Origin of the sequence: Streptomyces griseorubiginosus, from assembly GCF_017614965.1 — a bacterium.
Classification (GTDB): Bacteria; Actinomycetota; Actinomycetes; order Streptomycetales; family Streptomycetaceae; genus Streptomyces; species Streptomyces griseorubiginosus_B.
This window is the reverse complement of sequence record NZ_WVUG01000271.1, coordinates 1-12,200: the sequence shown is the minus strand read 5'-3', so window position 1 is coordinate 12,200 and position 12,200 is coordinate 1. Positions and strand designations below refer to the sequence as shown.

At 70.7% G+C, this 12,200-nt stretch carries 10 protein-coding genes; 7 read left to right on the top strand and 3 right to left on the bottom strand.

Translation table 11 applies throughout. The features are described from left to right. From GRC12_RS34370 to GRC12_RS34360, 3 genes are all read left to right on the top strand, one after another. Positions 1-500 (top strand): DUF4937 domain-containing protein (locus GRC12_RS34370; RefSeq protein WP_244374222.1); only part of this gene is annotated, 500 nt, incomplete at its 5' end. 131 nt (positions 501-631) lie between these two features. Further along, a complete protein-coding gene (locus GRC12_RS34365) occupies positions 632-1,306 on the top strand; it encodes a histidine phosphatase family protein (protein ID WP_208783777.1) in 675 nt (224 codons plus the stop codon). Beyond that, a complete protein-coding gene (locus GRC12_RS34360) occupies positions 1,303-2,205 on the top strand; it encodes an ADP-ribosylglycohydrolase family protein (protein WP_208783776.1) in 903 nt (300 codons plus the stop codon). Before GRC12_RS34365 ends, GRC12_RS34360 begins: the two co-directional genes overlap by 4 nt. A 200-nt stretch (positions 2,206-2,405) precedes the next feature. Here the strand turns inward: GRC12_RS34360 and GRC12_RS34355 are convergent, their stop codons facing one another. Beyond that, a complete protein-coding gene (locus GRC12_RS34355) occupies positions 2,406-3,953 on the bottom strand; it encodes an MFS transporter (RefSeq protein ID WP_208783775.1) in 1,548 nt (515 codons plus the stop codon). A gap of 186 nt (positions 3,954-4,139) precedes the next feature. On the opposite strand from GRC12_RS34355, the gene GRC12_RS34350 reads away from it, so the two are divergent. The 3 genes from GRC12_RS34350 (at position 4,140) to GRC12_RS34340 (ending at position 6,257) form a co-directional block, all read left to right on the top strand. After that, the gene (locus GRC12_RS34350) at positions 4,140-4,763 is read left to right on the top strand and encodes a TetR/AcrR family transcriptional regulator (protein ID WP_208783774.1); all 624 of its coding nucleotides are present in this window, start codon (positions 4,140-4,142) and stop codon (positions 4,761-4,763) included. A gap of 82 nt (positions 4,764-4,845) precedes the next feature. Beyond that, complete coding sequence (locus tag GRC12_RS34345) at positions 4,846-5,547, top strand: ribonuclease HII (protein ID WP_208783773.1); 702 nt, start codon at positions 4,846-4,848, stop codon at positions 5,545-5,547. A 68-nt stretch (positions 5,548-5,615) separates the two neighbouring features. Next, positions 5,616-6,257, top strand: coding sequence for a hypothetical protein (locus tag GRC12_RS34340; RefSeq protein ID WP_208783772.1), 642 nt, complete (start codon positions 5,616-5,618; stop codon positions 6,255-6,257). A gap of 429 nt (positions 6,258-6,686) precedes the next feature. Here GRC12_RS34340 and GRC12_RS34335 read toward each other — a convergent pair whose 3' ends face one another. After that, positions 6,687-7,322 (bottom strand): hypothetical protein, encoded by a 636-nt coding sequence (locus tag GRC12_RS34335; RefSeq protein WP_208783771.1) that lies wholly within the window; start codon positions 7,320-7,322, stop codon positions 6,687-6,689. Between the two features lie 332 nt (positions 7,323-7,654). Further along, on the bottom strand, positions 7,655-9,820 hold the full coding sequence (locus GRC12_RS34330) for a RecQ family ATP-dependent DNA helicase (protein WP_208783769.1): 2,166 nt from the start codon (positions 9,818-9,820) through the stop codon (positions 7,655-7,657). A 146-nt stretch (positions 9,821-9,966) separates the two neighbouring features. On the opposite strand from GRC12_RS34330, the gene GRC12_RS34325 reads away from it, so the two are divergent. Further along, a complete protein-coding gene (locus GRC12_RS34325) occupies positions 9,967-11,535 on the top strand; it encodes a DUF4192 domain-containing protein (protein WP_208783766.1) in 1,569 nt (522 codons plus the stop codon). Positions 11,536-12,200 lie beyond the last annotated feature (665 nt).

The following is a 12,200-nucleotide window of genomic DNA, read 5'->3' as shown; positions in this document are numbered from 1 at the left end:
GTGGTGGCTGGAGCCGGGGGCGGCCGGGCGTGGCGCACATCTTCTCGTTCTGGGAGAGCCGTTCCTTCTACGACTCCTTCATGGCCCGTTCGCACGACCGGCTGGCGGCGGCCCAGTCCGGCACGTTCAAGGACGCCCAGGTGAGGCTCTTCGACTACCGCTTCGACGTGAAGACCGGCTTCGAACCGCGTTTCACGGACGCCGATCTGCTGCGTGTCGCCCTGTGCCGGGTGCACGAGGAACGCGCGGAACACTTCACCCTGATGCAGGAGAAGGTCTGGAACCCCGCCATGGCCGGCTCCCCGGGCATGATCCGGGGGCTGTTCGGCGAGGCGCCAGGACATGAGTTCCTGGTGCTGTCGATGTGGCGCTCGGCGGCCGAACACGGCAAGTACCGCACCGAGCGGGTGGAGCGGCTCGCGCTGCGGGCCCAGACGGAGGCGGACGTCGCGTCGCTCACCGGAGACATCGTGGCACTCGAGCCGACCTGGATCGTCTGAGGGGTGGGTTTGAGAAATGGACGCGCAAATCGTGCGCTCCGGGGGGTCTGTGATGCGAAAACTGTGTGACCTACGCCGTATGGGGCCCGTACGAGTGCTCGATCGGCCGTCACTCGATCTAGGGTTTTGGCATGGCACGACCACGGCGCATCGTCCTTGTCCGGCACGGAGAGTCAACGGGCAATGTTGATGACACCGTGTACGAGCGTGAACCCGACCACGCCCTCGCCCTGACCGACCGCGGCTGGCAGCAGGCGGAGGAGACGGGGAAACGGCTGCGTGAGGTGTTCGCACGCGAGCGCGTGAGCGTGTACGTCTCCCCGTACCGCCGTACCCACGAGACCCTGCGTGCCTTCCATCTCGACCCCGACCTCATACGGATCCGGGAGGAGCCCCGGCTGCGCGAGCAGGACTGGGGGAACTGGCAGGACCGCGACGACGTCCGGCTGCAGAAGGCCTATAGGGACGCCTACGGCCACTTCTTCTACCGCTTCGCCCAGGGCGAGTCCGGCGCCGACGTCTACGACCGGGTCGGCGGCTTCCTGGAGAGCCTGTTCCGCAGCTTCGAGGCCCCCGACCACCCGCCGAACGTCCTGCTGGTGACCCATGGCCTGGCCATGCGGCTGTTCTGCATGCGCTGGTTCCACTGGACGGTCGCGGAGTTCGAGTCGCTGGCCAATCCGGGGAACGCGGAGATGCGGATGCTCGTTCTCGGGGACGACGGAAAGTACACGCTGGACCGTCCCTTCGAACGCTGGCGGGATCCGGAGCCGTACGGGATCACCGGATGGAGTGGCGGACGATGACCCCTGACTCCTCTCAAGAGCGTCTGGAGCGTGCTCTGGCCAGCCTGCGCGGGCTGGCGGTGGGGGACGCGCTGGGCTCCCAGTTCTTCGTACCGGCGAACTATCCGCTGCTGCAGCGGCGTGAGCTGCCGCCGGGATCCTGGCAGTGGACCGACGACACGGAGATGGCCTGTTCCGTGGTCGCCGTCCTCGCCGCCCATGACCACATCGACCAGGACGCCCTGGCGCTCTCCTTCGCCGCCCACCATGACTTCGACCGCGGATACGGTCCGGCCGTCAACCGCCTGCTCCGACTGGTCCGCGAGGGCGGCGACTGGCGAGAGCTGGCGGCCGAGCTCTTCAACGGGCAGGGGTCCTGGGGAAACGGCGCGGCGATGCGGATCGCCCCGCTGGGCGCCTGGTACGCGGACGACCCGGAGCAGGCGACCGATCAGGCGGAGATCTCCGCGTACCCCACCCATCAGCACCGCGAGGCCGTCGTGGGCGCCATGGCCGTGGCCGCGGCGGCCGCGCTGGCCGCCTCACCCGGTGGTCCTCCGAGTCCGGAGGCCCTTCTCGACCGTGTCGTCGAGCTCGTCCCCAAAAGCGCTGTCGGTGCGGGCCTGCGGCGGGCGCGGGACATGCTCGACTACGACGATCCGGGCACCGTGGCGGCCGTGCTGGGCTGCGGACGGCGTACGTCGGCCCATGACACCGTGCCCTTCGCCGTGTGGTCGGCGGCGCGGGCGCTCGGTGACTTCGAGCGGGCCTTCTGGGTGACGGCCCAGGTCGGCGGGGACGTGGACACCACCTGCGCCATCGTGGGCGGTGTGATCGCCGCCGGGAAGACGGGCGTACCGCCGGCCGCGTGGGCGGAGCGGACGGAGGCCCTGCCGGACTGGGTGCCCCACACGACGTGACGCCCGCCCGAGGGGGACGGCCGCAGGACCGGCAAGACCCGATGGAAACTCTTCGTGTTTGTCGGGAACTCTGCGTAACCGCCCGTCCGTTGTTCCAGGTGACGGTCCCGCCTCGGGCGGGATACAGCCAGCAGGGGAGTTCTGGGGGTGGTCATGCGGTTGGCGTTCTGGTGCGCTGCGCGCGGTGTGCGGGTGACCGCTCAGACCGCTCCCGGGGTCGCCGTCCCGGCGAGCGCCTCCAGGTCGCTCTTGCGGACCCGGATCACCAACCAGGCGGTGCCGAGCGCGAGTACGGCCATGGCCGCGGCCGCCACGAAGCCCATCGAGATGCCCTGGGCGAGCACCTGGTGACCCCAAGTGCCGGGCAACTGATGCGTCTTGGCGAACTCCGCCTTCTGCTCCGCCGAACCGTCGGCGAGGAACATCGGCAGTTGCTTGCGCGCCTCGTCCCTGCTCGCCGAGCCGAACACCGTGGTCAGGATCGACAAGCCGAGCGAACCGCCCACCTGCTGCATGGCGTTCAGCAGCCCGGAGGCCGCGCCCGCCTCGTGCTGGGCGACCCCGGAGACCGCGGTCACCGTGAGGGTCACGAAATTGAGGCCCATGCCGAAACCGAAGACCAGCATAGGACCGAGCACTCCGCCCGCGTACGAGCTGTCGGAGCTGATCAGCGTCTGCCAGGCCAGCCCGATCACCGCGAGGGCCGAACCCGTGAGCATGAACGGCTTCGGGCCGAGCACCGGCAGGAAGCGTTGCGACAGGCCCGCGCCGATCGCGATCACGACCGTCACCGGCAGGAAGGCGAGGCCGGCCTGGATCGGGCTGTACCCCAGCACGTTCTGCACGAAGAGGACGATGTAGAAGAACATGCCGAACATCGCCGCGGCCAGGCTGAGCATGATCACGTACGTGCCGGAGCGGTTGCGGTCGGCGAACATCCGCAGCGGGGTGATCGGTTCCTTGGCCCGGGACTCGACGAGGGCGAAGGACACCAGGAGGATCACGGCGGCCGCGAAGGAGCCGATGGTCAGGCTGTCCCGCCAGCCGTCGTCCGCAGCGCGGATGAAGCCGTAGACCAGGGATGCCATGCCGGCCGTCGAGGTCAGGGCACCGGCGATGTCGAAACGCCCGGTGTGGCGTTCGGACTCGTTGATGTAGAGCGGCGCGAGCAGAGTGATCACCACGCCGATGGGCACGTTCACGAAGAGCACCCAGCGCCAGTCGAGCCACTCGGTGAGCATGCCGCCCGCGAGCAGGCCGATCGCACCACCGCCCGCGGAGACCGCGGCGAAGACCCCGAAGGCCCGGTTGCGCTCGGGCCCCTCCGGGAACGTCGTGGTGATCAGTGCCAGCGAGGTGGGCGACGCGATCGCGCCCCCCATGCCCTGCAGGACACGGGCGGCCAGCAGTTGCCAGGGCTCCTGGGCGAGTCCGCCGAGCAGCGACGCGAAGGTGAACAGCAGGATGCCGGTCATGAAGACCCGGCGACGGCCGAGGATGTCGCCGGCCCGGCCGCCCAGGAGCAGGAGACCGCCGAAGGTGAGGGTGTAGGCGCTGACCACCCACGTGAGGTCCGTGGTGCTGAACTGCAGCGCGTCTTGAATGTGCGGGAGCGCGATGTTCACAATCGTCGCGTCGAGTACCACCATGAGTTGGCAGGCCGCGATGACCGCGAGCGCGATACCGGGATGCCCGTCCCGGCGTGCCGCACCTGGCTTCTGGTCCTTGATCAATTGAGAGGTTGTCACTATGGGTCCCCCACGAATACGTTAGTGAACGCTCGCGTTCACTGCCGCGTCAACCGTAGTGAGTCCCCGATAGTGAACGCAAGCGTTCACTTAAATTGGCGTCGCGCGGCGAGTCCCCCGTCGTTGCCGCGCGGTTCCACTCCGCCCCCGAGACACCCGCTCCCCATGCTCGCTGGAGACACTCAGATGGTTACCTCGCGCTGGACGGCCGCCCCCGCTCAGGCGGCCTCCCTCCGTCGGCGCGGCGCCGTCCTCGAACGCGCCATCCTCGATGCCGCCCTGGACCAGCTCAGTACGGTCGGCTGGAACGGCCTCACCATGGAGGGTGTCGCCGCAGGCGCCCAGACCGGAAAGGCCGCGGTGTACCGGCGCTGGCCCTCCAAGGAGGACCTCGTCGCCGACGCGCTGCAGGCCGGACTGCCCCGCTTCGAGGAGGCGCCCGACCTCGGCAGTGTGCGCGAGGACCTGCTGGCCCTGTGCCGCAACGCGCGCGACGCGATGTTCTCGCGGCCCGGTTCCGCCGTCCGCTCTGTCATTCACGAGTGCGATCCGATGCAGGCCGAGCGATTCCACAGCGTGATCTTCAACGGGATCGTGGAGCCCACGATCAAGCTGCTCCATGAGGTTATCGAGCGCGGAATAGAGCGGCACGAGGTGCGGCCCGACGCGGCGAACAGCTATGTCTTCGATGCCATCCCGGCCATGATGATGTACCGCAACAAGATGCGCGGAAGCGAATGGCCCGACCGCGACATCGAGGAGATGATCGACCGGTTGATGGTTCCGCTGCTGCGCCCCGACGGCGCCTGAGGGCAGGGGCCGTCGCTCCTGACATGACTTTGGCAAGGCGGGGTGTCGCCGGGTGATCCGCGGGGCGTACGCTAAGGGCGCCATGCCGTACGAACCACCTACTCACACCGTCGAGCGCTCACTCCGCGCCACGACCGGGGCGAAGATCATTGCCGGTGTCGACGAGGTGGGGCGCGGCGCGTGGGCCGGCCCCGTCACCGTCTGCGCGGCGGTCACCGGACTGCGCCGGCCCCCCGAAGGCCTCACCGACTCCAAACTGCTCACCGTCAGGCGGCGCACCGCGCTGGCCCAGGAGTTGGAGAAGTGGGTGACCTCGTTCGCGCTGGGGCACGCCTCCCCCGAGGAGATCGACGACCTGGGCATGACGGCCGCCCTGCGGCTGGCCGCCGTTCGGGCCCTGGAGACCCTTCCGGTCCGGCCGGACGCGGTGATCCTGGACGGGAAGCACGACTACCTGGGGACCCCGTGGAGGGTCCGCACGGTCATCAAGGGCGACCGTTCGTGTGTGGCGGTCGCGGCGGCTTCGGTGATCGCCAAGGTTCAGCGCGACAAAATGATGGCCGAACTGGGTATCGACCATGCAGACTTCGGTTTTGCGGACAATGCCGGGTATCCGTCGCCCGTGCACAAGGCCGCACTGGAGGTGCGGGGGCCCACCCCGTACCACCGGTTGTCGTGGGCGTATCTTGATGCGCTGCCCCAGTGGCGTCACCTCAAGAAGGCCCGCAGCTGGGCGGACGGAAGCGTTCCGGAGATCGAGGGGCAGCTCGGCTTCGATTTCTGACGATTCCGCTCGCTCTCAGGTGCCACCCGCCGATGTCTGCCGTACCAGCGTTTGATAAATATCAGCCCATGCCTCTCATTCCCGAGGAGCCTCAGATTCACGAGAGTGCCCAGGGTCCCCGCGTCACTCCGGCCAGTGGCCGCACCGCGCCGACCCCTCGTCCCGTACCCGGTCCCCGTCCCGCGGCGCCGCCGCGGCCCGGTCGTCCCGGTCCGCACCGGCCCACTCCGCCGGTGCAACGTGCGTCGCACGACACGGCCGCGGCCAAGCCCGGACCTTCGGGCCCGGCCGCTCCCGCGTCCCCCGTCGCCGCATCGGTGACCCCGCAGATCCAGCTGATCCCCGCCTCGGTCGACGGCGCGCTCGACGCCGCCGAGGAGGCCGTGGACCTGCTGCTGGAGTCGGGGCGCGCTCCTGGCGACGTACTCGTCATCACCACCGGCGAGCAGCACCCGTGGGCCGCCCACGAACTGTCCTTCGGTGAAGCCTCCTACTGGGCGCAGCACGACGCGGGCGACGACGTCTTCTACGCCGACGCATCGGTCGCCTCGCGCGCGACCACGCGTCCCGTGGTCGTGGTCGCCGTCAACGGTGGTCCCGCCGCTGTCGCCGCCACCGCCCTCCCGCTGGCCCATGCCCGGGCCGGCGCCCTGCTGATCGTCTGCGGCGACCCGCAGCAGATCAACTCGGTACTGGGCGCGGGCGTCTGAGTCCCCCGGTACCTCCGGGGAGACACTCAGGCGGCCGGGGCGCCGTTGCGGTGGCATCAGCACGGCGGGCGCTTCCGCGTGCGCGCACGACCTCAGCGAGGGGCGCCGGGTGGGTGACACCGCGCGCCTTCGCGGCCGCCTCCGTGTGGTCGTGTCGGTCGCGCACGGACATGGGGGTGCTGTCGCTCGGGCATGCGCAAAACCGACCGATCGAGTTGCTCGGTCGGGTGCGCCCGTGAGGGACGGACCGGCCGAGTTCCGCCCTGGCGCGGCGGGTTGAGTCGGCGCGGACCGGCTGGATGGGCCGCCGATGAGTCGTACGGAGCGCGGCCGGGCGCGCCCGACGTATGTACGCGGCCATGAGCTTGCACGCCGAGCAGGCGTACGAGAGAAGGAGTGCCGTCCGGGCCGCGCGACCCCGCGATGGGATCAGCGGGCGGCGGCGCGGCGCAGGACCTCCGAGGCGGCACCGCCGGTGCGGGGCAGCGGAAGCGGCGCCTCGGACATGCCGAAGGGTTCCGGTGAGGAGTCCGCGCTCGGACGGCGACCGCCGCGCCCCTCTCCGAGCACCTGCCAGCCGTCCCGGGTCAGCGTGATGTACGCCCCGCAGCGCAGCCCGTGCAGCGTGCACGCGTCACGCAGGCCCCACATCCACGCGCCGTCCTCCTCCGTCCAACGCGAGTCGCCCTCACGGCAGTAGAGCAGCACCGCGGTGCGCACCGGGGTGCGGCGACGGAGGTCGTGCGGGATGACCCGGCGCAACTGGGCGAGCAGGGTGTTGCGGAACATCCAGCCGTCGGCTGGGGCCGGGCGGCGGACGAACGAGGCGCTCGCCCGTAGCCGTTCGTCCGGATCGAGCACGGCCACGATCGCGGTCGAGGGTTTGGGGCGGTGCCGGGAATGCAGACCGCTGACGACCTCGCGGGGATTGCGCAGCAGCGGGATTCCCGCAGCTGCCCACTCCGCCGGTTCGAGCATGCGGACAAGGGGGTTGACGGATGCGGCGGACAGGTCGGCAGACGTCGACGTGGATGCCGCGGAGGACGGAGCGAATCCGAAGGTCACGGTCCTCCCTTCGGCTACGTGCCCACACTGCGGGCGAGGTCGGATTCGGGGGAGCGCGCACCGCAGCAGAGCCCTACCGGACCACGGGTGAGCCGTGCGGGGAGCGGAGTTCAATTCTTGCTGTCGAACTTGGATGCGGCAACGAGCAATTGGGGCCACTGACCGATTTAAGACGGTCTGCGGATTATATCCCTACCCAGTGGACGGTGTTGCGACGCATGAGGTGACCGTTCACCCCGCGTTCGTACACCGTTGGGGCATAGGCCGTCCACAGGGGGTGCCGATTGGCGGAGCGGACCAGGCTTGTTGTGCACGGGCGCAGCTGACGGCGGTCAGCCCTGGACGGCCAGAACCAGCGGCAGCACCCCCTCCGCACCGGCGCGGAGGAGCAGGCGGGCCGCGATCGCCAGGGTCCAGCCGGTCTCGGTGAAGTCGTCGACCAGCAGCACCGGGCCGCCGGCCCCCACGAGGGCGGAGGCCAGAGCCGGCGGCACGGTCAGCGCGCCGTCGAGTGCCTTCAGGCGCTGCGCGCTGTTGCTGCGGGGAACGCGGGTCGCGTCCTGCGTGTACTCCACCGAACCCAGCAACGGCAGTCTGCCGACCTCCGAGATGCGAGCGGCCAGCGAACCGATCAGCTGGGGCCGGCTGCGGGAGGGGACGGTGACCACACCGACCGGACGCGGCTGCGCGTCCGCCACTCCCGGCGCCCAGCCGCCGGGGCCCCTGGCCCAGTCGGCAAGCACGCCCACGACAGCCTTCGCCACGTCGTCCGGCACGGGGCCGTCCGTAGCCTCGGGAGCGAACATCGGGCGCAGCCGGTTGCCCCAGCCGATGTCCGACAGACGGCCCAACGCCCTTCCGACTGCGGCCTGTTCACCGGCCGGAATACGCCCTTTGAGATCGACGCCGATCGCCGGCAACCCGGTCGGCCACATGCGACGCGGCTCCACCTCCACGCCCGCCCTGTCCAGATCGTCCCGCGCCGCGTCCAGGGCGGCCGTCGACGTGCCGGCCGTGAACCGTGCTCCCGCGCAGTTGTCGCAGCGGCCGCAGGGCTTGGCGCCCTCGTCGTCCAACTGGCGTTGCAGGAACTCCATCCGGCAGTCCGCCGTCGACGCGTAGTCGCGCATCGCCTGCTGCTCGGCCGCACGCTGCCGGGCGACCCACGCGTAGCGATCGGCGTCGTACGTCCAGGGGCGGCCGGTCGCGATCCAGCCGCCCTTGACCCGCTTGACCGCACCGTCGACGTCGAGCACCTTGAGCATGCTCTCCAGGCGGGAGCGGCGCAGCTCCACCAGGGGTTCCAGGGCCGGCAGGGAGAGCGGCCTGTCGGCGCGCGCGAGGACGTCCAGCGTGCGGCGCACCAGTTCCTCCGACGGGAAGGCCAGCGACGCGAAGTACTCCCAGATCGCCTCGTCCTCCTTGCCCGGGAGCAACAGCACCTCGGCGTGCTCGACACCGCGTCCGGCGCGACCCACCTGCTGGTAGTACGCGATGGGGGAGGAGGGCGAGCCGAGGTGCACCACGAAGCCGAGATCCGGCTTGTCGAAGCCCATGCCGAGCGCGGAGGTGGCGACCAGGGCCTTCACTCGGTTGGCGAGGAGGTCGTCCTCGGCCTGCAGCCGGTCGGCGTTCTCCGTCTTGCCGGTGTACGAGGCGACGGAGTGCCCGCGGTGCCGGAGAAAGGCGGTGACCTCCTCGGCGGCGGCCACCGTGAGCGTGTAGATGATCCCGGAACCCGGCAGCTCGTCGAGGTGATCGGCGAGCCAGGCCATCCGGTGCGCGGCGTCCGGCAGCCGCAGAACCCCCAGGGTCAGGCTCTCCCGGTCCAGCGGACCGCGCAGCACCAGGGCGTCCGAGGTGCCCCCGGTGCCGAGCTGCTCCGCGACATCGGCGGTCACCCGGGCGTTGGCGGTCGCTGTGGTCGCCAGTACGGGAACCCCCGGCGGGAGGTCGCCCAGCATCGTGCGCAGCCGTCGGTAGTCGGGGCGGAAGTCGTGGCCCCAGTCGGAGATGCAGTGCGCCTCGTCGACCACAAGCAGCCCGGTCGCGGCGGCGAGCTTGGGCAGCACCTGGTCCCGGAAGTCCGGGTTGTTGAGCCGCTCCGGGCTGACCAGCAGCACGTCTACCTCGCCCGCCGCGATCTCGTGCTGAACCGTCTCCCACTCCTCTGTGTTCGAGGAGTTGATGGTCCGTGCATGGATTCCGGCCCGGGCCGCGGCCTCGACCTGGTTGCGCATGAGCGCGAGCAACGGGGAGACGATCACCGTCGGTCCGCTGCCCCTGGCCCGGAGCAGCGAGGTCGCCACGAAGTACACCGCGGACTTGCCCCACCCGGTGCGCTGCACGACCAGCGCCCGGCGTCTGTCGGCGACCAGCGCCTCGATCGCCCGCCACTGGTCCTCACGCAGCCGGGCCGCGCCGGTGGTGTCCCCGACGAGTCGGGCGAGGACCGCGTCGGCGGCCGCCCGCAGTTCCGCGTTGCTCGTGTGCTCCATGCGTTCCATCCAACAGGACGCCACTGACAATCCGGACCAGGGCGGGGTGGCACGTTGCCGGAGGCGACGATCGGCGTTGAGGTGTCCCTGATCAGGGTTATCCACAGGGCAAAGCGGAACTTCGTGATCCGCGAGATCGTCTGCGCATGACGAATCACAGCGAAAGCACTGGATCCCCCGAAAACGGCAGCGCGAAAAACAGCAGCGCCGAAAGCGGAAGGACAGCCGGGCAGACCGGTCCGACCGCATACGACAGCCACGGCCCCGAGCACCAGGTCACGCTCCGCACCCCGGCCGAATTGGCAGACGCCATGCCGTATCTGCTCGGCTACCGCCCGGAGGACAGCATCGTCCTCGTCGCCCTGCACGACAGGGACGGCCAGGGCCGGTTCGGCGGCCGAGCCCGGCTCGGCATTCCCGCGAACCCGGACGACTGGCCATCCGTCGCGCGGCAGTTGGCCCATGGCCTGGTCACCGGGAGTGAGCGCCGAGGAGCCCGGCCCGAGCAGATGGTCGCCTACCTCTGCCAGGAACCCGCGCAGGGCGAGTCCGGCCGCCAGGTCATGGAGCGACTGCGCCCGCTGGCCCAGAAGCTCCGCATCGAGTGCGGTCAGCTGGACGTACCGGTGATCGAGGCGCTGTGCGTCTCGGACGGCCGCTTCTGGTCGTACTGCTGCAGCAACGAGGTCTGCTGTCCCGCCGACGGCCTGCCGATGGGGCTGCCCGGCACCTCCGTCCTGGCCGCCGCGGCCACCTATGCCGGCCTTCAGGTGCGCGGCACCTTGCGCGAGCTGAGGGCCAGGTTGCAGCCGTGGGAGACGGCGGCCGCTCTGGAACAGGAGATCGCCCTGGACACCGCGAGCATGGCCGTGGTCCCGCGGATCCTCGACGACGCCAACCGTGCGGACGTGGCCGAGGAGACGCTCGAGCTCGCCGAGCGGATCATGCGCCGCCTGGCCGAGGCCGCGCCGGTGGCCGGCGCCCTCGCGGCGGACGTCCGCGACGACCAGCTCCTCGGGTACGACGAGGCCGCGACGGTGATCCTCGGCCTGCAGGACCGCGCCACCCGAGACCGGGCGGCCGAGTGGATGGAGGGCGACGACGCCGCTCCCGCACTGCGCCTCTGGAGGGCTCTCGCCCGCCGCTGCGTCGGACCCTACGGAGAGCACGCCGCGGCGCCGCTGACCCTGTCGGGTTGGGTCGCCTGGTCGTCCGGAGACGACCTCGAGGCCCGGGAGGCCCTCGCCATGGCACTCGGCGCGGATCCGGACTATCTCTTCGCCCGCCTGCTGCACCAGGCCTGCAACGAGAACCTTGACCCGGAGTCGATCCGGCGCTGCCTGCGCGCGGAACGCCGAGATCGCGTCCGGGGGCCGATGCGGCAGGGCGCGGATGAGAAGGCTGCCGTTGTGTCCACGGCGGTCGAGGCCGCTGAGCCCGGCCCGGCGCCGGAAGAGAGCGGGCGATCGCGACGTCGTTCCCGTTCAGGCGCCACGGTCGGCGGACGGAGCCGTGCGGCACGGGCGGCGGACGGTGCGAAGAGCACCGTGGGCGTCCCGCGCTCACGGACGTCGACGGCCGAGGGTACCCATCCTGGCGCCGCACGAAAGGGCAGCACGCGCCCGCGTCCCTCGGGGAAGCAGTCCACGCGCCACCGCGACAACCGCCCCGGCAGCGCTCGCTTGGGAGGCGACGGTACCGAGGGGAAGGCATGACCAACGGCCGGGAGGGTTTTGGGGACTGCGGTCGTGTCGACGGTGGGCGAGCGGTAGTTGTGGAGCACCGACCGCGACCGGTGGTTGGGAGCCCTCTACGCACCCACCGCCATTCGGTCGGCATGGCCGATCGTGGGCGTGACCCGGAGGAGTCCCGCCGCGTTCACCTGAGTGGCGGAGCGCCTGCACGGGCTGAGCCGTCGTCCCCCACACGTCCGTCCGGATCCCCCCACCCGGCGCCGCACGCGCCCGAGGTGCACCGAGCGCGGAAGAAGCCACCGCATGCATCAGCCGACCTCGCTCTCCGAGCCCTCCGATCCTTCTGCCGACTGGTCCGCCAGTGGCCGATGGGAGCCGCCATCCCGGGAGGGAGCCGATCCGCCGGCGCCCGCGGTTCTCGCGGACCGCGCCGATCAAGAGGCAGCCGGCGCCACACCGCGTACTTCTTCTGGTTTCCCTGGACAAGGGCCGTGTCCGCCTACGCCAACCATTGCGGCCCCGTCGGTGGGTCGGCCCGGGGCCGCCGAAGGAGCGGCCCCGCGCAGTCGAGGCAGCGGCAGGCCTGCGGATCCGGCAACGAACACCTCACGACCCTTGCACCAGCCCTGCGGGACTGGCAGGACCCCCGACCGGCACCAGACACCCGGCGAGGGACGGACCACGCC

What these genes read in the sequence shown, in the direction of transcription:
- GRC12_RS34365 (WP_208783777.1), top strand. Translation starts at nt 632, where the DNA reads ATGGCACGACCACGGCGCATCGTCCTTGTCCGGCACGGAGAGTCAACG.
- GRC12_RS34360 (WP_208783776.1), top strand. Translation starts at nt 1,303, where the DNA reads ATGACCCCTGACTCCTCTCAAGAGCGTCTGGAGCGTGCTCTGGCCAGC.
- GRC12_RS34350 (WP_208783774.1), top strand. Translation starts at nt 4,140, where the DNA reads ATGGTTACCTCGCGCTGGACGGCCGCCCCCGCTCAGGCGGCCTCCCTC.
- GRC12_RS34345 (WP_208783773.1), top strand. Translation starts at nt 4,846, where the DNA reads ATGCCGTACGAACCACCTACTCACACCGTCGAGCGCTCACTCCGCGCC.
- GRC12_RS34340 (WP_208783772.1), top strand. Translation starts at nt 5,616, where the DNA reads ATGCCTCTCATTCCCGAGGAGCCTCAGATTCACGAGAGTGCCCAGGGT.
- GRC12_RS34330 (WP_208783769.1), bottom strand. Translation starts at nt 9,820, where the DNA reads ATGGAGCACACGAGCAACGCGGAACTGCGGGCGGCCGCCGACGCGGTC.
- GRC12_RS34325 (WP_208783766.1), top strand. Translation starts at nt 9,967, where the DNA reads ATGACGAATCACAGCGAAAGCACTGGATCCCCCGAAAACGGCAGCGCG.